Below are 26269 nucleotides of genomic sequence, written 5' to 3' on the forward strand. Positions count from 1 at the left end.
CCTTTATGATGAAATAGTGCCGCATGAACCTGGCCCCCCCATAAACGATAATCCACACGTGCCTTGTTCTGCATATAGTTCAGCGACTTGTTCGCGATGCGATGCTGGAATGACGAAACGGTCGTTGTATTTAGCAATCGCTAATAAACGGTACATTTCTTCAATATCTTCTCCGGTTAATCCTAACGACTGAACCATTTGTTCATTCGGTTGTTTATTTGTTTGTAGCGCACGCATATATAAACGCATCGCTGCCATTTTTTTCAGCACTATACGAATATGTGCTTGATCACCAGCCATTAATAAATGAGCTAAATATTCGATCGGAATGCGCATCTCATCAATCGCTGGGAAAATGTCGTATTCACTTGCTCTGCTTCCTTTTCCTTCAATCATATTTGTAATTGGGCTTAATGGCGGAATATACCATACCATTGGCAATGTTCGATATTCCGGATGTAACGGTAATGCGATTTTCCAATCAACGATCATTTTATAAATTGGTGATTGTTGTGCCGCCTCAATCCACGCTTGCGGAATGCCTTCTTCTTTCGCTTTCGCAATTACTTCTGGATCATGCGGATTTAAGAAAATCGATAGCTGTGCTTCATATAAATCTTTTTCATTCGTGACGCTCGCCGCTTCCTTTACTCGATCTGCGTCATATAACATAACGCCAAGGTAACGCACCCGTCCTACGCACGTTTCAGAACAAATTGTTGGCAATCCAGCTTCTAATCGTGGGAAACATAATGTACATTTTTCTGCTTTACTTGTTTGCCAGTTAAAATATACTTTTTTGTACGGGCAGCTTGATACACAATATCGCCAAGCACGGCAAGCGTTTTGGTCAACGAGAACGACACCATCCTCTTCGCGTTTATACATCGCCCCAGATGGACAGCTTGATACGCAAGGGGGATTCACACAATGCTCACAAATACGCGGCAAATACATCATAAACACTTGTTCAAATTCTGCTTGAATCGATTGTTCCATTTTTACTACGTTTGGATCTTCGAGCGCTGTAATGTGCGCTCCAGCTAAATCATCTTCCCAGTTTGGACCCCATTTTAACTCCATAAACTCGCCGGTTAATGCGGATTTTGGTCGAGCGACTGGCTGATGTTTCTTTTCAGGGCTATTTGTTAGCGTTTCATAATCGTAATTCCACGGTTCATAATAATCATCAATCGTTGGCAAGTTCGGATTGTAAAATAAGTTGAGTAATCGGTTTACTTTCGAGCCGGACTTTAGTTGAAGCTCCCCGTTTTTCAACTCCCAACCGCCTTTGTATTTCTCTTGATCTTCCCATTTTTTCGGATAACCGATGCCAGGTTTTGTTTCTACGTTGTTAAAATACATATATTCGGCACCTGGACGATTCGTCCAGGTGTTTTTGCATGTGACGCTGCACGTATGGCAGCCAATACATTTGTCTAAATTCATTACCATGCCAATTTGCGCTTTAATCTTCAAGCCAATCAACCTCCTTCAACTTGCGAATAATGACGTTCAAGTCGCGTTGATTTCCTGTCGGTCCGTAATAGTTAAATCCATAGCTTAATTGCGCATAACCACCGATCATATGTGTCGGTTTGACGTGAATACGCGTCGGGCTGTTGTGCGTACCGCCCCGGTTGTTCGTTAACTTCGACCCTGGCACGTTAATGTGGCGATCTTGTGCATGATGCATAAATGCAATTCCTCTTGGAAGACGGTGCGAAACGACTGCACGCGCAACAACAACACCATTTCGGTTAAAACATTCGATCCAGTCATTGTCTTTGATTCCTGCTTCTTCTGCATCTTCTTTACTTAACCAAATCGTTGGACCGCCTCGGAATAGTGTTAACATCGGTTGTGAATCGAAATACATACTATGGACAGACCATTTATTGTGCGGCGTTAAATAATTGAGCGTAATCTCTTTTCCTTCTACATCCGGACGATTTTTTTGGAACGGTTTATGTTGCAAAATTGGCTTAAACGTTGCCATCGTTTCACCAAACTCTTGCATTAACTCATGATCAACATAAAACGATTGACGCCCTGTTAACGTCCGCCAAGGAATGAGTCGCTCAACATTTGTCGTAAATGGCGAGTAACGACGTCCTCCTTTTTCGGACCCGCTAAATGCCGGCGATGTAATAACTGTTTTTGGTTGCGCTGTAATTTGTTCAAATGTGAAACATTCTTCTTCCCGTTCTTCTGCTAAATCTTTTAGTTGTAAGTTCGTTTTCTTCTCAAGAGATTCCCATGCTTTTACCGCCACATGCCCATTTGTTGTTGATGAAAGCGTTAAAATGGCTTCAGCTACTTTTTTCGCATCGCTTATATCTGGACAGCCGTTCGCAACAGTGGCGCCTCGAACCGTTCCTAACACATGTTTTAATTTTTCATATTCTTCTTCTACCGACCACGTCATGCCTTTTACGCCAAAAGGTGCTTTGACAACGTTTGGACCGAGCGCTGTCATTTTTTCAAATATTTTTGTATAGTCACGCTCAACAACATGAATTTGCGGCATCGTTTTTCCTGGAATCGGTTCACATTCCCCTTTACTCCAATCTTTAATTTTTCCAAACGGTTGCGCTAACTCTTGTGGCGTATCGTGAAGAATCGGTGTCGCTACAACTTCTTTCACCGGCGCCATTCCTACTTCTTCCGCTACTTGTGACACGGCTTTCGCAAGTGATTTGAAAATTTCCCAATCCGATCGCGCTTCCCAAGGTACCGCAATCGCAGGATTAAATGGATGAATAAATGGATGCATATCTGTGCTACTTAAATCATGTTTCTCATACCATGTTGCTGCAGGTAATACCACATCAGAATATAAAGCTGTTCCAGCCATCCGAAAATCGAGGTTAATGAGCAAATCTAATTTTCCTTCTGGTGCTTCCTCACGCCACGTTATTTCTTGCGGACGAAGGCTATCTTTGTCATCGTTCATTAATCCGTGCGATGTACCAAGCAAATGTTTTAAAAAGTATTCATGTCCTTTTCCTGAACTTGAAATTAAGTTCGCACGCCACACGATTAAATTGCGAGGAAAGTTTTTCTCGTTATCTGGATCTTCAATCGCAAAGCGTAGCGTTTTCTCTTTTAACTGCTTCGCTATATATGCTCCAATGTCTTCGACTGTTTTTGCCCCTGATGCGACCGCTTCGTTGTAAAGATCGATTCCGTTTTTTTCGAAAGTTGGATAGGAAGGCAACCAACCTAAACGTACCGCAAGAACATTGTAATCAGCATAATGTTGATAACGTGCTTCTTTGGCAAGCGGTGATACGAGCTGTCCAACTGGTGTATCTTCATAACGCCATTGGTCTGTCACAAAATAGTAAAATGATGTTCCGTTTTGTAATTTCGGTGGCGCCTGCCAGTCACGCGCCATGGCAATCGTTTGCCATCCTTCTACCGGACGCAATTTTTCTTGACCAACATAATGCGCCCATCCTCCACCGTTCACCCCTTGCGCTCCAACGAATAAAACAAGGTTTAAAACAGCTCGATAAATTGTATCAGAGTTAAACCAATGATTAATTCCTGCACCGACAATAATCATGGAACGACCTTTTGTATCGATCGCATTTTGCGCAAACTCACGCGCAATTTGAATGACAAGATCCCGCTTTACACCTGTGATGTTTTCTTGCCATGCTGGTGTAAACGGTACGAGATCATCGTACGTTTTCGCCACTTCCCCACCAATGCCACGATCCACTCCATAGTTAGCAAGAACTAAATCATATACGGTTGTAACATACAACTCCTCATGTTTTGTTTGTATTCGCTTCACAGGCACAGCACGTTTTAAAATACGATTTCCATCATTTGAAAAGTATGGAATTTGAACCGTTGCAATTTCGTCTTCTATCCCTAACATCGTCAAACGTGGTTCAATTGCTTCTTCCGTTTCTTCATCCACCATGTTCAAATTCCATTTCCCTTTATTTTCCCAACGCGAACCAATCGTTCCATTTGGAATCGCAAAATCGTTTGTTCGTTCATTCCAAAGCGCTGGCTTCCATTCCCCGTTTGTCGTATTTCGACCAATATCAGATGCGTGTAAAAAACGATCAGCAACAAATTGTCCGTTTTCTCTCTCTTTGAGCGTAATTAAAAACGGAAAATCGGTGTATTGTTTCGCATAATTCGTAAAGTATGGAACTTGACGGTCGACATAAAACTCTTTTAAAATGACGTGCCCCATCGCCATCGCTAAAGCACCGTCTGTTCCTTGTTTCACGCTTAGCCATTCATCTGCTAGCTTTGTCGATTCAGCAAAATCTGGGCTAATGGAAACGACTTTCGTTCCTTTATATCGCACTTCTGCCAAAAAGTGCGCGTCTGGTGTACGCGTCATCGGAACATTTGATCCCCACGTCATAATGTAACCGGCATTGTACCAGTCACTACTTTCCGGAACGTCCGTTTGATCTCCCCAAATTTGCGGCGAAGCCGGAGGTAAATCGGCATACCAATCATAAAAGCTTAAAATCGGTCCACCCATAAGCGACATAAAGCGTGCCCCAGCCGCATGACTTACCATTGACATCGCTGGAATTGGTGAGAAGCCGACATTCCGATCCGGTCCATACTTGATTACTGTGTAAAGTAAGGAAGTGGCAACAAGCTTTAATACTTCGTCCCACTCTGCACGAACAAATCCACCTTTGCCACGTGCTTGTTTATAACGCTTTGCCTTTTCTGGATTTTCAACAATGCTTTTCCAAGCATCAAGCGGATTTGCATGTTGTTGCAACGCTTCGCGCCACATATTTAACAACACGCCACGAACGTATGGGTATTTGACACGAAGCGGACTATAAATATACCATGAAAAGCTTGCCCCACGCGGACAGCCTCGCGGTTCAAAATCAGGCATATCCGGTCCTGTTGTTGGGTAGTCAAGTTTTTGACCTTCCCATGTGACGATGCCGTCTTTCACGTAAATATTCCAACTACATGAACCCGTACAGTTGACACCATGTGTTGAACGGACAACTTTGTCATGTTGCCATCTTCTGCGATATATTTGTTCCCAATCGCGATCTTGATATGTGACTTCACTATGCCCATCCGCTTGCCGTTCAATCGGCTTCACGTAGTTCAACCGCTTGAACAGCGGTGATTTTTTTTTCATATCGCTCACTCCTCTTTGTATGAAATCCTTCTATCTTCACTATAAAACGGGACGTGATAAATAAATGTGAGGTACCTCACATGTTTTTTAATTGTCACAAATATGTCGAAATATTATATAAAAAAAGACTAACCCTTAACGGATTAGCCTTTAATCTCATCTATTCTTTTTGCTAATTGTTCTTTTTCTTCGGCTGATAGTAACTTTTCAGCCATCGGGAAAAGCACTTGCTCTTCTTTCGCAAAGTGATCAGTTAAAATCATATACGCGTTCATTACATATGAAGCTAATTGTTTCGCTTCTTCTGAACGAATCGTTTCTGTCTTTTGTAAAAATGTTGCAATATTTTGTTTCGCTTCTTGATGTTCGTATTCCATAACTGCAATGGGACCGAACTGTTTGCCGATATAGCGTTCCATCATCGGAAATAATACATCTTCTTCGCGACGAGAGTGAGGATCTAAATGTTGCAAAAATTGCTGTACTTTTTCACGTAAACGAATAAGTGCTTGAACAACATCTTCCTCTTTACCATCGTAAATGCCTTTCGCTGCAACAAAAAGAGCATATTTTTCTTCATTTAATGGACCGTGTTCGTCTTTTAATCGTTGCAATGGCGGACATAATGAAACGGGTTCATGCCCAATGAGACTGCAAGGTGAAAAATCCATCGTCATCCCTCTTTTCTTCATGTGCTTACACATTTATTGTATAGAAGGAAAACGATTTTTCGTGTGATGCACGTCACACCTTTTGTCTAAAAAATGAACGTTTATTGACTATTCAATGTTGCAATATGACGATGGACAACCTTCACAATTAATTTGCTTTTTTAAATAGTCTAAGCTATGAATGATAATTTTTCTTCCCTTGAAAGAAATGATACCTTTACTTTTTAATGTATTTAATTCACGATTTACACTTTCACGCGATGTAGAACTAAAATTCGCTAAATCTTGATGTGTAACAGGAACATCTAATAAAATGCCATCTTTCGTCTGAATACCATAACTATTAGCCATACGAATGAGTGTAGAATATAAAGCTCCCTTTTTGCCGTATAAGACGAGATCACGAAATTTCGTATGTTGTTTGCGGAAATGATCGGTCATCATTTTCAAAAACTCAACAGCAAACTCTGAGTTGGCAAGCAACTCTTTTTCAATATCTTCATTTTTAATTACAAGTACTTCACTATCCTCGAGCGCACGACCGTTAAATAAATATCTCCCATTATCTGAAAAAATCATCAACTCACCGATGACAGCACTCGGCCCACATAACCGCAAACATAACTCTTTTCCATCACCAGAAAATTTACTAATTTGAAATTTGCCAGATAAGACGACAAAAAAGTTTTGGCCCATTTGCCCTTCCTGAAATAAAAACATTCCTTTTTTCACTTTCAGCGTTTTATACGCTAACTTTTTTAATTGTTCAAAATTTTTTTTGCTAATAAACTGAGACATACGTATGCCTCCTTTTCATGAAAAATATTTCTGATATAACGAACGAGCAAATGTAACATCTTTTGTACCGTGCACAAGCATGCGACCGTCAGCAAATAAAACGACACGATGTCCTTCGAGTTGGGTCATCAACAAATATTCGTTCCCGTGTACTTGTTGACCGCTTGTTTTCATGTGTTCCATCATTTCAGTTATACGAAATGGATGACCATGACGAATTTGTACTGTATCTCGTCCACATAAGACGGACATCTTCGCTTTTTCCCTGTGCAAAGCTGGATATGTGCGATCTCTCCCGCAAGACGGACAATGTTCGTTTTTTAGTTTATCAACTCGTAAAAACCGATGTTCGTTTTGCCAAACATCAAACATAACGAGCGAACGTCGGATCTTTGCAACATCTCCCACTAATATTTTTAACGCTTCCGTTGTTTGATACGCAGCAACCATTTGTACAACAGAAGAAATAATACCAACGTTATCGCAAGTCAAATGATAAGAAGGCAAATGATTGACGAAACAGCGAAAACATGGCGTTTCTTCGGGAATGATCGTAAAAGAAAGACCATAACTTCCTACACAAGCACCGTATATCCATGGAATTCGATATTTTTGTGATAAATCATTTAGTAGAAAACGCGTTTCGAAATTATCTGTTCCATCAATCATGATGTCAATTTGTTGCTCAAAAAGCGAAGTGAACGATTCATCTTGCACATCCATGACAAGCGCTTCAACATGAACGTCACGATTCACAGCAGTAAGACGGCGTTTGGCAGCAACAGCTTTTGGCCACCCTTTTTCAGCATCCTCTTCACTATATAACGTTTGACGCTGTAAATTCGTCCAATCAACATAATCGCGATCCACGATTGTCAGTCGACCGACGCCTGCTCGCGTCAACATATCTGCATTCGCTGAACCGAGCGCTCCTGCACCTACGATGAGAGCATGTTTATATTGAAGAGTTCGTTGTCCTTTTTCGCCAATCGGTGAAAATAATATTTGCCGTGAATATCGCTCCATGATTATCCCTCTTGTCTTTTGAAATTTCCACTTTTTCCACCCGTTTTCTCTACTAAATACGTTGGACCAATGACAATCCCTTTATCCATTGCTTTACACATATCATAAACGGTTAAAGCACAAACTGAAGCAGCTGTTAGCGCCTCCATTTCTACTCCTGTACTTCCTTTTGTTTTGACAAACGCTTCAATTTTCAACTCATAATTTGTTTCTTTCGTTTGCCACGTAAACGAAATGTCTACTCCCGTTAACGAAAGAGGATGACACATCGGAATCAAATCGGCTGTGCGTTTCGCTGCCATAATGCCAGCCACTTGAGCGACGGCTAATACGTCTCCTTTTTTCACTTCCGAGCGCACAATTTTTTCGTACACCTCTTTTGATACGATCACGTGAGACAGAGCACAGGCGGTTCGAACCGTTTCTCCTTTTTCAGAAATATCAACCATTTTCGCACGACCTTGTTCATTGAAATGTGTAAACGTTCCCATGTGATCACCCTCCACTTACCGGTGGAATGAGCGCAACAACGTCACCGGCATGTATGATATCATCATTTGTTGCGAATTCTTCGTTAATCGCAATCATGAGCGACGAAGCTGTTTGTAAATCATATTCATGTTGTAGCCGTTCGCGAAGCTGTCGAACAGTCATTTGTTGCTCATGAAGCACCACTTCCTCTGTACCGAGCCGCTCCTTTATATATGCAAACAATAATACACGAATCATACCTCTTCCTCCCTCGGCGCGCCCCCATCGTAGCGAACGGTTTCTTTCTGATCACCAACCCACATTTCTCCATCTTCCCAATATTCTTTTTTCCAAATTGGAACGATCTCTTTTATTCGTTCAATGGCATAGCGATTCGCTTCATATGCATCTGCGCGATGAGGGGTTGAAACAGCAATGGCGACTGCAATATCAGTAATGTCGAGCCGTCCAACGCGATGTACAATCGCTACTTTTGCGTGTGGAAAGCGCGCAACAATTTCGCGACCAATTTGTTGTAACTTTTTTTGCGCCATCGACTCATACGCTTCATATTGCAAATATACAGTCTTTTTTCCGTTCGTCAATTCTCTCACTGTCCCCAAAAACGTCACAATTGCACCAGCGTTACGATCAACGACCGCCTCAATAACACTTCCTACATGAATGGGCTCACGAACGATCGCAAACATGTTGTTCCCCCTTTACATAAGCAATAATGCGCTCCATATACGCTTGTTCATCTTCAATAAAAAAAGATCCGTCCGTACGTTGCCAACTGATTGAAATAAGCACATTTTTTAAGTGTAATAAATGCTCATCTTCTCGACTGCGCAAACAAACAATTTTCGGATAAGGTGCGTGTTTAAAGCCTTCAATAAGCAGCACATCAAGCGGAAATCGTTCATATACGGATAGTAGCTCATCAAGTTCCCAATGTCCTTTCGCATGAAGAAGAAACGTGCCATCCCCCTCAACTGCACATACAACAGCACCAGCTTCCGCATGACGTGTCGTATCTTTTTCTTCCGGTAACGCCACTTTTCCGCCATGTCCATGGTGCTTTAACGTTCCGACACGATACCCATTTATACATAACCGTTTAATTATTTTTTCAATAAGCGTTGTTTTTCCGCTATTTTGATAACCCACGACTTGCAAAATGATCATGACCAAACACAATCTCCCTCATCATGAAGTAAAAGAACATCGACGCGACTACCTGCTTGAAATCCACGCGTTCCTCCCGGTAAAACGAGAAGAGCGTTCGCCTGCGCAAGAGATGAAACAATATTTGATTTATCTTTTCCAACAGGTTCCACGTGTAACATCCCATCTTGATGAGATACGCTTGCACGAACAAAACGGGTAAACGGATTTGGTTTCAAAAAGTCTTTTTGTAAAACCGCTTGCGCTCTTGTTAAATAGCGTTTCGACTGCCCTAACATCGCCTTTATAAACGGGCGTGCAAATAGCTCAAAACCAACATAGCAAGCCGATGGATTTCCCGATAACCCAAACAACATTTTCTTTTCAAATACTGCCGCGGACGTTACACTTCCTGGTCGCATCGCTACTTTATTGAATAACAATTGAGCACCAAGGTGTTCATATACGTGAGGCATATAATCGAAATCCCCAACAGATACCCCACCTGTTGTGATGACAACATCCGCTTCTCGCAATGCCTTTTGTATGACTTGTAACGTATGTTCAAATGTATCTGCTACTTTTCCGAACAAAATCGGCTCCCCACCGGCGCGTCGAATTTGTGCTTGAAGCATGTAAGCGTTGCTGTTTCGGATTTTCCCTTTTTCAAGCGGCTCATAAACATGAAGAAGTTCACTTCCAGTTGAAATAATGGCGACTTTCGGTTTTTTCATCACAGGTACGCGATCATATCCAAATGTCGCTAAAACAGCGACGATACCCGGATGAATCATCGTTCCTTTTTCAACAACAATTTCACCTTGTTTCATATCCTCGCCAACACGCGAAATATTTTCACCTTCATCCACTTTTCTTCTTATTTGTACAAAACGTTTCCCTTCTTTTTCAATTTCCTTCGTCAATTCAACCATGATGACAGCATTTGCACCATCTGGAATGGCTGCACCGGTCATAATTTTTACCGCTTGCTTTGGCGTCAATAAACCATCCCAAACAGTTCCAGCGCCAACTGTGGCAACGACTTCTAATAATATAGGGTGATCGGATGATGCTTCTGTTGTCGCTTCAGCTGAGAGAGCATAACCGTCATATGGTGAACGGTCGAACCAAGGAATTGGCATCGTTGCCTCGATATGTTCCGCTAAAATGCGCCCATCACATTGTTCTAACGAAATATATTCTTTTTCCCCCTCACGACACCAAGCCATGACTCGTTCGATTGCTTCATCAACAGGAATGGGCTTGCGCATATATGTTCATCCTTTCTTAAACAATCTATCCCTACTTTTACTATATCGCTTTTTAATTATAAAATCGTGTGATGTATGTCACAAAAATGCGATATGTTGTGACGAGGTTCACATTTTTTTCATAAATATTGATAAAAAAAGAGGCGTATTGCCTCTAGCCAATCCACTTATGGAATTGTTCTTTTGTATTAATATTCATAAACGGTAGCTCTTCTGTCATTTCTATATGCTTTGCTCGACAAGCAGAAAGAAGTGTATGCATGCGATACTCTTCTCGTTGAAGGCAATTGTATATAAGTGATTTTACTCGATAGTGATACATGGCAATGAGCGGTTGCAACCTTCCGTTCACACGTGGCACAATGACGTCAAATGAGTCATCTGCTTGCTCCTTAAGCTTGTTTATGATCTTCTTATGAATAAATGGGGTATCACACGGCAATACAATATACCATGTCGCTTCATGATGTACGATAGCGGAATAAATTCCCGCTAATGGTCCTTTTCCTTTGTACTGTGGCTCATCCTCTATCCATAATACATCTTGAAGCGGTAATTTTTTTTGAATGCATCGCTGTGCAACAATAACGATCTCATCAACAATCGGATGCAACGCTTCTACACTATACAAAAGAAAAGGTTTTCCACGTCGCAATGCAAGCGCTTTTGGTTCTCCAAAACGTTTCGACTGCCCTCCTGCTAAAACGATACCAATCGTTTTCATTGGCGACGAAGCTCCCAGACGAGATGACGAATTTCCGGCAAAATTAACTTTTCCATTGCTAAGCGAACAGCGTTTGTCGATCCGGGCATACAAAAAATGATTGTACCGTTCATCGAACCAGCAAGCGCACGACTTAACATGGCTGCACTCCCAATTTGCTCATAACTCAAAAAGCGGAACAGCTCACCAAAGCCAACCATTTCTTTTTCAAGTAACGGCTGAATGGCTTCAATCGTCACATCACGTTTTGTAAATCCCGTTCCCCCATTGATTAAAATAACGTCTATTTGTTCAGCTGTTTGAACGGCTTGTCGAATGGCAAATACATCATCTTTCACAATTTCATATGCAACAACAACTATGTTTGATTGCTCTAATTGATCACGTATCCATTGTCCACTCGTATCTGTTTCATATGTGCGCGTATCAGAAACGGTCACAATTTTACATCGGACAGGGAGTGTCGCTTGCTTTTTATGATCATGAACGCCCATATCGTCACCCTCCAATATATGACATTTCAATTCGTTTCCCATTCCACGTTGTTTGTTTTCCGCGCTCTTCTGAATAACGATCGACTCGCTTTCGCCAAACACATTCAATGCATGAAATGAGCTGTTCATCGCTCGCTCCTGCTCGCATCATACTTAATAAATCTGTTCCGTTTGTCGCGAATAAACATGTATATAACTTTCCATCAGCAGATAATCGGCTACGTGTACAGTCTGAGCAAAAGGCGGCTGATACAGAAGAAATAAAGCCAACTTCCACATTCGTTCCTACGTAACGATAACGTTTGGCTACCTCACCAACATGGCTAGGAGCAATCGGCTCAAGCGGCATATGTTCAGAAATGATGTTATAAATTTGTTTACTCGTCACAACGTCGTCTAATTTCCATCCATTTAAAGAACCGACATCCATAAATTCAATAAAACGAAGCGTTACACCTTTCTTTTTGAAAAAGTAAGCCATCGGTAAAATTTCATGATCGTTTAGCCCTTTTTTGACAACCATATTTACTTTCACATGGAGCCCTTCTGCAAGCGCTGCATCAATTCCTTCTAAAATGTGCTCAGAACGTACGCCAACTCCATTCATTTTTGTAAAAATGGTATTATCGAGTGCATCTAAACTCACATTCACTCGCTTCATCCCTGCATCTTTCAATTTTTGCGCATACTTTTTTAAAAAAAATCCATTTGTCGTTAACGATACGTCGTGAACACCGTCAATGTTCGTCAACATCGCCACAAGCACATCGATATTTTTTCTTAGTAACGGCTCTCCGCCCGTTAAACGGATTTTTCTTACGCCAAGTTTTACAAATAATCGAGCAAAACGTTCCATTTCTTCAAATGTCATCAGTTGTTCCCGATTCATGAAACAATAAGTTTGTCCCTCTATATTAGGCATACAATACGTACAGCGAAAATTACATCGATCCGTTACCGACATACGTAAGTCTAATAATGGACGTTCATATACGTCATACACCATCTTCAATCCCTCATTTCATTTACCGAGGTTCTATGTCCATGTTACTAAATTTACTAGTAAACAAATGTGACGTACGTCACACAAACATATATGTTCATATAAAATTCGTAAATTTTTATATGCTTCCATAGGACCTTAATCCTCTTAAAGACACTTCAGTTGCAATCCATAAAGTCCGACTTCTACGTTACTCTACTTCTTCACTGTAGGTTTGCACTTAATTTTCTGTGAAAATAACGTATCCATGAGCGGTTATTTTCATGCGTGGATGGTGAGCAAAACTCGCTCATGGATGTTTTTTGTAACAAACTCTATTTGATCTTCTCACATTCTTGTATAGAAAAAGGTACGTTGTACGTATGAACTTTCACTCTACAAATCGTCTAGTTTTAGACATATGATTTGGATTATATAATGTTTGTTCCCTTCTTTCACTAATCATCCACGATTTTTTCCACTGTTTTTGCGCAACGACTAATAACAACATACATAGAAATGAAACTGTACTTAATGCAAGAAATCCTGATGAGAAAGAACCAGTTACTAACTTTAAGTTCCCCAACACCTTAGGAAGAAAATACCCACCAATTCCTCCTGCCGCTCCAACAATTCCTGTAATCATTCCTATTTCTTCTTTAAACCTTTGTGGAACTAATTGAAATACAGAACCGTTTCCCATTCCAAGACTCATCATTACAATGAATAATAATATAATCACTTTATCTAAACTCGGGAGGAAGGAAATCGCAGCAAACATGAACCCTATGATCGTATATAAACAGAGTAGCATACGCACACCACCGAATCGATCCGCTAACCATCCACCAATGGGTCTAAAAAAACTCCCAGCAATGACACAAATAGTTGTAAAATCTGCGGCCCTTACCGGATCAAGTCCGTATTGAGTAAAGAAAAAAATAGTCAGATAACTTGACATACCTACAAATCCTCCGAAAGTTACACTATAGAAAACACAAAACAACCATGTATCTCTCTGTTTAAGTACATTTTTGTAATCAATAAATGTTTTTGGATCTGGTTGATTCGGACTATCTTTTGCAAACAATGTAAACACAATGAATGTAATTACAAGCGGAATAAGGGCAAATCCAAAAACAATACTCCAATCACCATAGTACTGGGCAATACGATTAGCAAATAAAGTAGTAAAGACTGTTCCACTATTTCCAGCGCCAGCAATCCCCATAGCTAATCCTTGATATTGTGGTGGATACCAACGGCTTGCGAGAGGGAGTGCTGCGGCAAAACTAGCTCCAGATACTCCAAGCAATAGTGCCACAATATAAAGCTCTGACAAATGATTAGCAAATAACCATCCCCAGACGAGTGGGATTACGGTAACGAGCATACCTAATTGAGCGGTTTTTTTTGGTCCAATATAATCGGCCAACCAACCGAGAATAAGACGTAAAATAGCTCCACCTAAAATAGGTAGTGAAACCAAACTAGCTTTTTGTGCCTCATTCATTTGAAAATCATTCATAATCACGACCGATAGTGGTCCAAGTAACACCCATATCATAAAACTAACATCAAAATACAAAAATGCACTAAACAGAGTCGGAGTATGACCACTCTTTAAAAATCCTTTTATTCCCATCAACATCTCTCTCCTTTTATCATAGAATGTTTTAGTTTCTTTCTAGATCAACAACAGGAATAATTCTTGCAGCACATCGCTTAAATCCAGGCATCTTGCAGTATGGATCCAATTCATCATCTGTAATCTGATTAATATTTTGAAACCCACTCCAATGAAATGGAACAAATACAGTATCTTCCCGAATTTTATAGGAGTACTTGCTTCTTACAATGGCATATCCTCGTTTTGTTTCAAGTTTTACTAATGCGTTGTTTTCGATTTTATATTTTTTTGCTGTATTTGGGTGAATTTCCATAAATGCTTCAATTTGTCGAGACGCAAGCGCTGGGCTTCTTCTCGTCTGCGTTCCGCTTAAATAGTGAGACAACACTCGTCCTGTCGTCACATAAATCGGATATTGTTCCGTCGTTTGTTTTTTTTGATATTCATTGTCTACAACCGCTAAACGTGCTTTGCCGTCTGGGTGAGCAAACGATTGTTCAAACAGTCTTGCGGTGCCGGGATGGTCGGGCGAAGGACAAGGCCAATACACACGCTCGTTTCGCAAACGTTCGTACGTAATGCCATAATAATCTGCCAAACCGCCGCGGCTGGCAACTCGCAGTTCATGAAAAATCTCTTCCGCTGACGAAAAACGGAAATAGTCGCCTTTTCCTAGCACTCGGGCAATCTCACAAAGAATCTCCCAGTCATGCTTCACCTCCCCCGGACGTTTCCGCGAAGCCGGACGCCACGTCACGCGGCCCTCTAGGTTCGTCATCGTTCCTTCATCTTCTAAATAAGACGAGGTTGGCAATACTAAATCAGCGAGTTCCGCTGTTTCCGATAAAAATAGATCGACGACGACTAAACATTGCAATTTTTTTAACGCTCTTTTTACAAAGCGAGCGTTCGGACTGGATACAACGGGGTTGGAACCCATCACAAACAAGCCCTTAATTTCCCCTTCATCTATTTTTTGTATCATTTCATAGGCGGAAACCCCCTTTCTCGGCAGTTCTTCTTCAGGAACTCCCCAAACGCTTGCAATATATTTCCTGTGCTCCGGATTTTCGATCGAACGGTAGCCAGGAAGCTGGTCAGCCTTTTGCCCGTGTTCCCGTCCCCCCTGTCCGTTGCCTTGCCCAGTAATCGCCCCATAGCCGCAGCCAATTTTCCCAATTTTTCCTGTTACAAGCGCCAAATTTAGAAAATTACGGACAGTCATATATCCGTTTGTTTGCTGCTCAACGCCTCTTGCGGTAAAGATCATACCGGTTGGTGCCGTGGCATACTGCCTTGCCGCAAACTGAATCACTTCCGGAGCAATTCCTGTCATCTCCGCCATTTCATCTAGCTGAATTTGCTCAATATGTTTCTTTAACTCGTCGTATCCTTCTGTTCTTTCTTTAACAAATTGTTCATCAACATACCCTTCAGCAAAAATGACTTTCAGCATGCCGTTCACAAATGCCACATCTGTCCCCGGTTTGATTTTAATATGCAAATCAGCTAGCCCGCATGTAGCCGTTTCCCGCGGATCAATGACAATGAAAAACGTCCCATTTTTCTTTGCTTGATGAAAATATGGCATAATCGTCGGCTGACATTCCGCAACATTCGTACCTGCTAATATGATGCAGCGAGCATGAGGGATTTCTGAAAGTTTATTCGTCAACCCGCGATCAAGGCCAAATGTAGCATTCATCGCCGCCGCTGCAGCGGACATGCAGTAGCGACCGTTATAATCGATATATTTCGTTTTCAAAGCAACGCGAGCAAATTTTCCTAATAAATACGCCTCTTCGTTCGTTAGCGAGCCGCCTCCATATACTCCAATAGCATCATTTCCGAATTCTTTTTGAATATTCTTGAAATTTATTTGTATAAAAGAGAGCGCCTCCTCCCAGCTCACTCGGACAAACCGACCATTTCTTTTCAGCAGCGGAAATTGCAATCGCTCGGTATGCAATGCGTGCTGATGCGCATGAAGCCCTTTGATGCAAAGCCGTCCGTTTGAAGTAGAATTGTCTTTCGGAATCACTTTATAACAATTTCTTCCAACCACGCGTTCTTCAACGAACTGCATCGCACATTGAACGCTACAAAACGGGCATTGTGTATCAAATAACGTTTCCGACGCATGATCTTTTTGCTTGTGCCGAAAATAACGCAACAATTCTTTTGTCATATTCATTCACCTTATTTACAGTTGTATATATATTTTTCCATTTTCAATTTCTACCTTATATGTTTTCACACAACCGTGATCAGGTGCTTGCACTTTCCCATCTTTTATGGAAATTTTCCAATCATGAAGAGGACAAAACACAAACTCCCCGCTGACAATTCCTTGAGACAAATCTCCTCCTTTGTGCGGACAGCGGTTTTCAAGCGCATAAATACGGCCGTCTGACAACCGAAATAACGCCAGCTCCATTTGTCCCACTTTTACGCATTTTCCTAATCTTTCAGAAAGGCGTTGTACTGTTCCGATCTCCATTCGTGTCATCTAACTCTCCTCCTACCTATTCACTGGCACTTTGACTTGTAGACTTGTGAACAACTTTTCTTGCATCTCTTTATTTTCAACTATCTCTTTCCATGGATCTTTCGTGGCTGCTAGCGCTTCCTCCAAACGATCCAGCAATTGCCGGCGAGTTTCCTGATCAAAAATCACTTCGCGAATATGCTCAAGCCCGACTCTCTCGACCCATTTGGATGTGCGTTCTAAATAGTTAGCAGACTCACGGTAATATTGGAGAAACGCCCCTGTCATTTCAATCACTTCTTCTTCTGTCCTTACAGTGCATAGCAAATCTCCCGCGCGCAAATGCGTACCACCATTTCCGCCGACGTAAATTTCCCAGCCGCCATCGACACCGACGATGCCGACGTCTTTAATTCCTGATTCTGCACAGTTGCGCGGACAAGCAGAAACAGCCATTTTTACTTTATGCGGCGTATTCAACCGTTCAAATTTCTTTTCCATATCAATCCCCAGTTTTGTAGAGTCTTGTGTACCGAAACGGCAAAATTGCTTACCAACACACGTTTTGACTGTGCGCAGCGCTTTTGCGTATGCATATCCAGATGGCATGTCTAATTCGGCCCAAATGCGTGGCAAATCTTCTTTTTTCACTCCTAATAAATCAATGCGTTGTCCACCTGTTAACTTAATCATTGGCACGTTGTACTTTTCAGCGACATCAGCAATTTTCCGCAATTGCTCTGCCGTTGTGATCCCTCCATACATTCTCGGAACAACCGAATACGTTCCATCTGCTTGAATATTCGCGTGAAGCCGTTCATTCACGAAACGCGACTCCGCTTCATCGACGTATTCACTTGGATACAACATGCTTAAATAATAGTTCAACGCCGGGCGGCATTTCGAACAACCTTCTTCATTTTTCCAACCAAGGACGTTCATCACTTCTTTCACATACTTCAAATTTTTCGCTTTAATTTCATCAATCACTTCTTCACGACTTAATGTTGTACATCCACAAATCGTTTCTTTCATCGCATATTTATCAAATTCCCCACCAAGTGTATACTCTAATAACTCCGCTACTAACCCTTTGCATCCTCCGCAGGAACGTGAAGCGTTCGTACAATCACGCACTTCTTCAACAGTTTTTAACCCATGCTCCGCAATTGCCTTACAAATCGTTCCTTTCGTTACCCCATTACAACCACAAACGACATCCGTATCTCCCATTGCAGCCACCATGCTTTTATTGGATGAATTCGCAGTTGATTGGAAAAACGATAATTGGAACGAGTTAGAAATATTTTCATTTTTATTAATCATATCCAGTAGTTTCCGTCCTTCGCTTGTGTCGCCAAACAAAACCGCACCAACGACTTTTCCGTCGAGAATGACAACTTTTTTATAAATTCCACGGAATTCGTCATATACTTTAATCGATGCCGTTCCTTCCCCATCCATAAATTCTCCGGCAGAAAACAAATCGACGCCAGAAACTTTTAATTGCGTAGAAACAACCGATCCTTCGTATGGACGCCCCTTGATGCCGCAAACCGCTTCGGCTAATACTTTTCCTTGTTCGTAAAGCGGCGCTACAAGACCATACACAATTCCCCGATGTTCCGCACATTCACCGACCGCATAAATATGAGGAACGCTCGTTTCTAAGTAATCATTCACGACAATCCCTCTGTTTACCGCGATTCCGCTTTCCCGCGCTAAATCAACATTCGGACGAATCCCTACAGCCATGACGACTAAATCTGCTGCAATTTCTGTTCCGTCTTTAAAGCGAACGCCTTCGACTCGGCCATCTCCAAAAATCTCTGCTGTTTCCTTTTTAAGCAGGAAATTCATTCCTTGTTTTTCTAATTCACACTGCAACAGTTTCGACGCAATTGGGTCTAATTGGCGTTCCATTAAATAGTCAAAAATATGAATGACATCAACTTCCATCCCTAAATTTAAAAGACCCCTCGCAGCCTCTAAACCTAACAATCCACCGCCAATCACTGCGGCTTTTTTATACGTTTTTGCATATTCCATCATCATTTCGCAGTCTTTAATATCGCGAAACGCGGTGACCCCTTTTTTATTCGCTCCTGGTATCGGAAGAATGAAAGGCTTAGAGCCTGTGGCGATGATTAATTTGTCATATTGAACAGTTCGCCCTTTGTCTGTCCGTACAAACCGCTTCTCTGTGTCGATGTTTATAACCGTTTCACCAACGAAAAGTCGGATGTTATTTTTTCGATACCATTCCCAATCGTTCATCGTAATGCTATCGATTGACATGTCTCCTTGCAACACAGTTGATAATAAAATACGATTGTAGTTTGGATAAGGCTCACTTCCAAAGATCGTAATATCAAATGCATCACCATCAATCTTTAAAATTTCCTCAACACAACGCACTCCAGCCATCCCGTTGCCGATCAATACAAGCTTTCTTTTTCTCATTTATCTTCAACCTCCATTCAGTATAAGTTTTGAATTCATATTTTGTTTATCAATGAAGTACAAATAAGTTTTTACCTAAACCAAAATTTACATATTAAAACAATCAATGTTAATGTTCCGATTTTTCTGTTTTTTTTATTCATTCTATCCTTCTCCTTTTTTATTTAACATTATACTAGTTGGTTATATAATGTCACATGTTTTGTAATAAAAAATAACATATTTTTTACATAAACCAGGAAATGATAGATCTCATACGAACGACTTCTCCGATGACGATCAACCCTGGACTTTTAACACGATGTTTTTCAATAATTAGAGATAAATCTTTCAATTCCCCTGTAAGCACTCGTTGTCGACTCGTTGTCCCTTCTTGTATAATGCAAATTGGTGTATTTGGCGAGCGACCATTTGATATCATTTGTTGTTCAATATACACAGCCTGATTAATACCCATATAAATAACAACCGTCTCTATACTAGCAATATTGTCCCACCTTATCTTTTTCTCATCGCAATAATGTCCTGTTACAAAAACTACTGTAGAACTAATATAACGATGCGTTAAAGGAATGCCAGCGTAAGCACAAGCCCCCACCCCTGACGTAACACCAGGAACAATCTCGAATGCTATATGGTTCTTGGCTAACACTTCTGCTTCCTCACCTCCTCTTCCATAGACAAACGGATCCCCACCTTTCAATCTCGTAACAATTTTTCCTTCACGGGCATATCGAGTAAGCAAACTGTTTATCTCATTCTGATTCATGAAATGACAATCGGGACCTTTTCCGCAATAGATAATCTCAGCCTCTCTTTTTGCTTCCACCAAAAGTTGTGGACTGACGAGCCGATCATACAAAATCACATCTGCTTCACGAATACAACGAATCCCTTTTAACGTAATTAACCCCGGATCACCCGGTCCAGCACCAACCAGATATACTTTCCCCATACACCTTCCCCTTTCCATATATCATCACATCACATTTTATTACATAAATAAAAAATAAACATCGATAATGTAATAAAACATGACATAAAATTCGCCTAAAAAACTGTCTCAGGACGTTAATGTGTTTTGTAACAGTCCCGTTTTTTATAAAATATGTTCATCAAAAAAGATGTACTTGTATCTGGTCATCAAGGTATGTTAGCTGTTTTTAGCCGAAGCCACAATGCAAAACGTTGGATATTTCCGTATCCCTAACACTTCATCAAAATGAGAAAAATTTCCCATGTAGTTTGTTCTGTAAGGAAGCTTGAGATTCAAGCTACTGACTGAATGGATGTTCCGATGCAATATTGCACGATCCATTGTTGAAAATCATCCGTTGCCACACTTCGAGGGGATATTGCTGGATAAGTGCCATGTCGTGTGATGTCTGCGCTCCGAGGGTCAATTTGATTGTGCAACAGGTATTATTCGAGCAGAGAAATTTCAAAAATCAAACATTCTTCTTTTTGTACTTTTTAGATCAAAATATCTGCATACCAATGAGTTCTTCGATAAACTAAGCATACATGGGAATTTTCCTCCGATGGTTTAGCACCCTCAACATACAAGAACATTCCTATTTTCGTACCATCTATTTTCCCTATGCATACCTATAGCTTCAACTTGTTGAGAAGAGCCGAGGGAAAGAAAAGAGGCTAACTCCAAAAGTACGCTAAAAAACGGACTTTTGGAGTCAACCTCCTTCTCTCAAAAAAAACAAATGCTCAGGCGGTAAATATACTTTTTTATTATGCATATGTCGCCACTCTTCTTCACTCACACTAGCTTGCAATATAAAATGATCTGTTTGTATCGTCACATCATACGTATATACATGTGAAGCAACACGAATGATACGAAAAGGAAATGCGTTGCATATCGCATCATCAACAAAGCGAATATGGTGCGAATGAACACCAACATATGTCGCCCCGCTCTTTTTTTTATGTGCAGGGACGATTAATTGTGCACCGTTGACATAACCAATCACCTCGTCTCCCTTTTCAACAAACGTACAAGGAAATATATTTTTACATCCAACAATTTTTGCTGCTTGTACATTTTCTGGTTCATGAAATACACGTTCTTTTTTTCCTTGTTGTATGATGCGACCACGATCATACAACATAAGCTCGTCGCATAACCGATAGGCTTCTTCTAAATGGTGTGTCACAAAAAGAACGATTCCTGAAAAATGTTGTTGTAAATAAGAAAAAAATTGTTGTTCCATCGCTCGTTTTGTATGGTGATCTAACGCTGAGAACGGCTCATCAAGCAATAATATACTCGGTTTTGTAACAAGCGTTCGTGCAAGTGCCACTCGTTGTTGCTGTCCTCCGGATAATTGGTGGGGGTAATGATTCTCATACCCTTTTAATCCGATATTTTCAATCATGTTCATAACCGTATGTTGCACTTGCTTTCTTGGCCATTTTTTTAAGCCAAACGCAATATTCTCGTAAACGGTCAAATGGGGAAAAAGGGCATAATGTTGAAACATATACCCGACATTTCGATGACGGGTGGGGACGTGAATTCGGTTGTCCGAATGAAAAAACAAATGATTATTCAATTGAATAACGCCTTCATCTGGCCGTTGCAGCCCCGCAATACTTTGTAACGTTAAACTTTTTCCACATCCTGATGGTCCTAAAATACCAATGACCCCTTTGTGTATTGTAAAATTTACATCTAACTGAAAATGCGAAAATGTTTTTTTAATGGCGACGTAAAGCATCGTTTTCCCCTCGCATCATTCGCTTCTCTAATCGTTTCATCGTATACAATAAAACAACAGATACACTCGTCATGATGATGACAAGTATATTTGCCATTTTTTTATTTCCTGCAAGCAATGCATCGTAAATAGCGATCGACATCGTCATCGTTTCATTCGGAATGCTTCCTGCAACCATAAGCGTCGTACCAAAATCCCCAAGCGCACGCGCAAAAACAAGCGTAGTCGCTGATGCGATATTTCGCCAAGAAAGCGGAATGACGACAGTAAAAAAAATATCCCACTCCGATCGTCCAAGTACGCGCGCCGCATTCAACAATTGCTCGTCAATACTTGCAAATGCTGCCCGTGCCGTTTTTACAAAAAACGGCAAAGCGACAACAAAAGCGGCAACAACCGCTCCTGTCGGTGTAAATACAATCAAAATCCCAAATGCTTCTTCCAACCAACGACCAATTGGACTTGAGCGACCAAGTAGTACAAGTAAATAGTAACCGAGAACGGTTGGGGGCAATACGATTGGCAACGTAAATAAAGAATCAAGTATATCACTTATTTTATCGTTAGAACGACTTAAATAGTAAGAAATGGGCAATCCGACAACAAGCGCACAAACCGTTGCTATTGTTGCTACTTTTAATGACAGAAAGAGCGGAAAAAGATTGACCGCCTCCACAATTATTCCTCCTCAGGAATGATAAAACCATACTTTTTCATGATGCTTGTACCGATTGGTCCTTTTAAAAATGTGAGAAATTCGCGCGCTTCTTTTTCATGTTTCGTCGTTTTTACGACGACGACAGCTTGGCGAATCGGTTCGTGCATATGTTCATCAATAAGGTAGAATGGAAGATGATGATCCTTCATTAGTGCAAGTGCCACGATCGCCACTTCAACGTTGCCCGATTCCACATAAGCAAGTGTATCAGCAATATTTTTGCCATAAACAAGCTTCGGTTTTACTTGCTCCCAAATATCAGATTTTATTAACGCTTGTTTTGCTGCTAATCCATATGGTGCATGATCTGGATTAGCGATTGCCACTTTTTTTACCTCTTGTTTCAGTAAATCTTGTAATGACGTTACAGCTACTCCTTCTTTTACGGCAAGCCCAATGCGCCCAAAGGCGTATATGTTTTTTGTTTGTTCAAGAGCAACACGGTCACGAATAAGTTCATCGACATACGCTACATTCGCTGAAGCAAACATGTCAAATGGAGCCCCTTGCTTAATTTGTTCTGCTAGCTGACCACTCGAACCGAAAATAAATGTAACGTCTATTCCCGTTTCTTTTTTAAACTGCTCCCCAACTTCTTTAAATGCATGGGTTAAATCTGCAGCTGCCGCAACTTTAATGGATGGTGTCGCATTTGGTTGAGCGGCGTGAGGATTACATGCCACTAATAACAAAATCATAATAAAAAAACACATTTTTCTCACTTTAGTCCCTCCATATATCAAAAGGGAATATCTATTACAGATATCCCCTTTTATTCTTCTAACATTTCACTTCCGCATTTTTTCTAGCATAATAATACCAGTTTAATGCAATTGATACAACATAAAATGCGATAAAGAAGTAAAATGCTGTAATTGGTGTGCCAGTATTTTGAGCTGCCCAACCGAATAATTTCGGAATAAAGAATGAACCATACGCTGCAAATGCGGCTGTAAAACCGAGAACAGGTGCCGCTTCTTTTGGCGGGAAGATGATTGGAATCATTTGGAATGTCGATCCAGATCCCATCCCTGCAGCAATAAATAAGATCAAGAAAGATACGATAAATCCGATAAAGTGTTTTTCCGTTGTAAAATACATGACTGCTGCAGCACCAAGACCCATGATAATTAAGACATAGTTTGTTACACGTGCTCCACCCAATTTATCAGATAACCATCCCCCAACCGGACGGAATGCCGCCGCTAAAAATGCTCCTAAAAAGGCAAGTGATACGTGTTCTGGGAATTGTGATTTTAATAAAAGTGGAAAGGCCGCTGCATACCCGATAAACGAACCGAATGTCGCTGTATATAGCCATGTCATTACCCACGTATGTTTTCGTTTGACGATGACAAACTGCTCCGATACAGATTGCTTTGCGTTTGGTAAGTTATCCATACCGAAATATGCTAAAATCGTAAAAAACACAATCGGAATGACCCAAATAAATGCAGCGTTTTGTAACCAAACTTTTGAGCCGTCTGCGAGTACTTGTGGTTCACCACCGATCGCTCCAAATACACCAATAGTTACGATTAGGGGTGTCACAAATTGAACGACAGACACTCCCATGTTTCCAAGACCGCCGTTGATACCAAGTGCTGTCCCTTTTTCTTTTTTCGGGAAGAAAAAGCTAATATTCGCTAATGCTGAGGAAAAATTTGCACCACCAAGTCCACAGAATGCCGCTAACAGCAACATGAGCCAATACGGTGTATTGGGATTTTGTACGGCTAATCCTACACCGATTGCGGGAACAAGTAGTATTCCTGTCGAAAAAACAGTCCAGTTTCTTCCGCCAAATTTCCCAACAGCAAACGTGTAAACAAAACGAAATGTTGCACCTACTAACCCCGGAACAGCGGCTAACGTAAATAATTGACTTTGCGTCAACTGGAATCCAATGTCATTCAAACGTGCTGCAGTAATAGACCAAATTTGCCAAACGATAAATGCCAACATTAACGTTGGAACAGAGATCCACAGATTTCGACGAGCATGTTTTTTTCCTTCTTTTTCCCAAAATAATGGATCTTCTGGGTTCCAATAAGAACCAATTCGACTTGTCCGTTCACCGTTTTCTGAAGCCGTTTTCAATGGTTGACTCATAACGTTATCTCTCCTTTTTGAAGTATGATTTATAAAAATTTTGAAGTATGATTTATAAAAATGATTGTTGTACTTTCATCATAAAGAAACCACATAAATAAGAATGTGATGTGCATCACATATTCAGAAACGTTCATACAATGTTAAAAAATGATATTTAAGCGATCGTTTTTCGCAATCGTCTCATAATAAGCATTGCAACAAACATAGTTGCTGCTACCCACCAAAAGCCATACGAATATGAATTCGTCCATTGTTTAAATAAACCTAAAATATTAGGTAAAAAGAACCCTCCTAATCCACCTGCTGCACCGACAAAACCTGTCAATAATCCGACTTCTTTCGGGAATACATTTGGAATGACTTGAAATAGTGCCCCATTCGCTGTACCGAAAAAAATAAGTGTGGTAAACAAAAGAGCTAATGCAACATAAACAGACGGAAGCATACCGACAATCACCAATGTAACAGTAGCGCCTGTAAACAGCCAAACGAGCAATTTCATTCCACCATATTTATCAGCTAAATAGCCACCAATTGGCCGAACAAAGCTTCCCGCAAATACGACAAGCGTCACAAAATCTCCTGCCGTCACTTTATCTACTCCGTATTGATCGAAAAAGAATAGTGTTAAATAGCTCGTCATTCCGACAAATCCACCAAAAGATAAGCTATAAAAAAAGCTAAACAACCACGTTTCCTTCATTTTCATCACGCGCATATATTCCGATATTTTTGCTGGTTTTACCGCAGTCGGGCATTCTTTTGCGAAGATGATAAATACAATAAAAGCAACAAAGAGAGGAACGAGCGCTAATCCAAATACACTATTCCAACCATACTCTTCTGCGATACGAGGACCAAACAACATTGCTAAAACCGTTCCGCTATTTCCCGCACCTGCAATTCCCATCGCCAAACCTTGATGTTCTTTCGGATACCAACGGCTTGCTAAAGGAAGAGCGACGGCAAAACTAGCTCCTGCTACTCCTAATAACAATCCAAGCGCATAAATTTGTGTCAATGTATCAGCAAACAACCAACCCCATAAAAGAGGCACGGATGTCAAAACCATTCCGATCATTCCCATTTTCTTACCACCGAATCGGTCTGCTAATAGTCCCATTGGAATACGAAGCAACGCTCCTCCTAATACAGGGATTCCTACCATCATTCCTTTTTGTGCAGGGGTCAATCTTAAATCTTCCACAATAAACGTTCCTGTTGCCCCAAGAATCACCCAGATCATAAAACTAATATCAAAGTACAAAAAAGACGAAAGAAGTGTCGGTAAATGACCAACTCGAAGAAATTGTTTTAATCGTTCCATCTTTATTCCCCCCCTCGCTTTATCGTTTGACAATTTT

Annotated in this window: 23 protein-coding genes and 1 pseudogene; all 24 read right to left on the minus strand. The window is 40.9% G+C overall.

Features of this window, described 5'->3' with window-relative positions; translation table 11 throughout:
* Positions 1–3: 3 nt before the first annotated feature.
* A complete protein-coding gene (gene narH / locus BO219_RS05350) occupies positions 4–1479 on the minus strand; it encodes a nitrate reductase subunit beta (RefSeq protein WP_077428681.1) in 1476 nt (491 codons plus the stop codon).
* Entirely contained in the window at positions 1469–5152 is a 3684-nt protein-coding gene (locus BO219_RS05355) for a nitrate reductase subunit alpha (protein WP_077428682.1), read from the minus strand. Before BO219_RS05355 ends, narH begins: the two co-directional genes overlap by 11 nt.
* 143 nt (positions 5153–5295) lie before the next feature.
* The gene (locus BO219_RS05360) at positions 5296–5823 is read right to left on the minus strand and encodes a hemerythrin domain-containing protein (RefSeq protein WP_077428683.1); all 528 of its coding nucleotides are present in this window, start codon (positions 5821–5823) and stop codon (positions 5296–5298) included.
* 108 nt (positions 5824–5931) lie between these two features.
* The gene (locus BO219_RS05365; RefSeq protein ID WP_077428684.1) at positions 5932–6621 is read right to left on the minus strand and encodes a Crp/Fnr family transcriptional regulator; all 690 of its coding nucleotides are present in this window, start codon (positions 6619–6621) and stop codon (positions 5932–5934) included.
* Between the two features lie 15 nt (positions 6622–6636).
* Positions 6637–7650 (minus strand): ThiF family adenylyltransferase, encoded by a 1014-nt coding sequence (locus BO219_RS05370; protein ID WP_198936659.1) that lies wholly within the window; start codon positions 7648–7650, stop codon positions 6637–6639.
* Positions 7650–8138, minus strand: coding sequence for a cyclic pyranopterin monophosphate synthase MoaC (gene moaC, locus BO219_RS05375; protein ID WP_077428686.1), 489 nt, complete (start codon positions 8136–8138; stop codon positions 7650–7652). The genes BO219_RS05370 and moaC overlap by 1 nt, the downstream gene beginning before the upstream one ends.
* Positions 8139–8142: 4 nt before the next feature.
* Positions 8143–8376, minus strand: coding sequence for a molybdopterin converting factor subunit 1 (gene moaD / locus BO219_RS05380; RefSeq protein WP_077428687.1), 234 nt, complete (start codon positions 8374–8376; stop codon positions 8143–8145).
* Positions 8373–8828 (minus strand): molybdenum cofactor biosynthesis protein MoaE, encoded by a 456-nt coding sequence (locus BO219_RS05385; RefSeq protein WP_077428688.1) that lies wholly within the window; start codon positions 8826–8828, stop codon positions 8373–8375. The genes moaD and BO219_RS05385 overlap by 4 nt, the downstream gene beginning before the upstream one ends.
* Positions 8809–9312, minus strand: coding sequence for a molybdopterin-guanine dinucleotide biosynthesis protein B (mobB, locus tag BO219_RS05390; RefSeq protein WP_077428689.1), 504 nt, complete (start codon positions 9310–9312; stop codon positions 8809–8811). The genes BO219_RS05385 and mobB overlap by 20 nt, the downstream gene beginning before the upstream one ends.
* A complete protein-coding gene (locus tag BO219_RS05395; RefSeq protein WP_077428690.1) occupies positions 9303–10556 on the minus strand; it encodes a molybdopterin molybdotransferase MoeA in 1254 nt (417 codons plus the stop codon). Before BO219_RS05395 ends, mobB begins: the two co-directional genes overlap by 10 nt.
* Positions 10557–10710: 154 nt before the next feature.
* A complete protein-coding gene (mobA, locus tag BO219_RS05400; RefSeq protein ID WP_077428691.1) occupies positions 10711–11280 on the minus strand; it encodes a molybdenum cofactor guanylyltransferase in 570 nt (189 codons plus the stop codon).
* A complete protein-coding gene (locus tag BO219_RS05405) occupies positions 11277–11774 on the minus strand; it encodes a MogA/MoaB family molybdenum cofactor biosynthesis protein (RefSeq protein ID WP_006318146.1) in 498 nt (165 codons plus the stop codon). Before BO219_RS05405 ends, mobA begins: the two co-directional genes overlap by 4 nt.
* A gap of 4 nt (positions 11775–11778) precedes the next feature.
* Entirely contained in the window at positions 11779–12780 is a 1002-nt protein-coding gene (gene moaA / locus BO219_RS05410) for a GTP 3',8-cyclase MoaA (protein ID WP_077428692.1), read from the minus strand.
* 367 nt (positions 12781–13147) lie between these two features.
* A complete protein-coding gene (locus tag BO219_RS05415; RefSeq protein WP_077428693.1) occupies positions 13148–14401 on the minus strand; it encodes a nitrate/nitrite transporter in 1254 nt (417 codons plus the stop codon).
* A gap of 31 nt (positions 14402–14432) precedes the next feature.
* On the minus strand, positions 14433–16574 hold the full coding sequence (gene nasC / locus BO219_RS05420; RefSeq protein ID WP_143271271.1) for an assimilatory nitrate reductase catalytic subunit NasC: 2142 nt from the start codon (positions 16572–16574) through the stop codon (positions 14433–14435).
* A 15-nt stretch (positions 16575–16589) separates the two neighbouring features.
* The gene (gene nirD / locus BO219_RS05425; RefSeq protein WP_035019520.1) at positions 16590–16895 is read right to left on the minus strand and encodes a nitrite reductase small subunit NirD; all 306 of its coding nucleotides are present in this window, start codon (positions 16893–16895) and stop codon (positions 16590–16592) included.
* Positions 16896–16907: 12 nt separating this feature from the next.
* On the minus strand, positions 16908–19337 hold the full coding sequence (nirB, locus tag BO219_RS05430) for a nitrite reductase large subunit NirB (protein ID WP_077428695.1): 2430 nt from the start codon (positions 19335–19337) through the stop codon (positions 16908–16910).
* A 226-nt stretch (positions 19338–19563) separates the two neighbouring features.
* On the minus strand, positions 19564–20292 hold the full coding sequence (gene cobA / locus BO219_RS05435; protein ID WP_035019519.1) for a uroporphyrinogen-III C-methyltransferase: 729 nt from the start codon (positions 20290–20292) through the stop codon (positions 19564–19566).
* Between the two features lie 267 nt (positions 20293–20559).
* A pseudogene (locus BO219_RS15095) lies at positions 20560–20705 on the minus strand (transposase family protein); the annotation flags it as partial.
* A 323-nt stretch (positions 20706–21028) separates the two neighbouring features.
* Positions 21029–22072, minus strand: a complete 1044-nt coding sequence (locus BO219_RS05445; RefSeq protein WP_077428696.1) for a sulfate/molybdate ABC transporter ATP-binding protein — start codon at positions 22070–22072, stop codon at positions 21029–21031.
* Complete coding sequence (modB, locus tag BO219_RS05450) at positions 22053–22748, minus strand: molybdate ABC transporter permease subunit (protein ID WP_077428697.1); 696 nt, start codon at positions 22746–22748, stop codon at positions 22053–22055. Before modB ends, BO219_RS05445 begins: the two co-directional genes overlap by 20 nt.
* Before the next feature lie 2 nt (positions 22749–22750).
* A complete protein-coding gene (modA, locus tag BO219_RS05455) occupies positions 22751–23503 on the minus strand; it encodes a molybdate ABC transporter substrate-binding protein (RefSeq protein ID WP_226373778.1) in 753 nt (250 codons plus the stop codon).
* Between the two features lie 67 nt (positions 23504–23570).
* Complete coding sequence (locus BO219_RS05460; RefSeq protein ID WP_077428699.1) at positions 23571–24902, minus strand: NarK family nitrate/nitrite MFS transporter; 1332 nt, start codon at positions 24900–24902, stop codon at positions 23571–23573.
* Between the two features lie 157 nt (positions 24903–25059).
* Positions 25060–26232, minus strand: coding sequence for a nitrate/nitrite transporter (locus BO219_RS05465; RefSeq protein ID WP_077428700.1), 1173 nt, complete (start codon positions 26230–26232; stop codon positions 25060–25062).
* Positions 26233–26269 lie beyond the last annotated feature (37 nt).

The organism is Anoxybacillus kestanbolensis (assembly GCF_001996285.1).
GTDB lineage: Bacteria > Bacillota > Bacilli > Bacillales > Anoxybacillaceae > Anoxybacillus > Anoxybacillus kestanbolensis_A.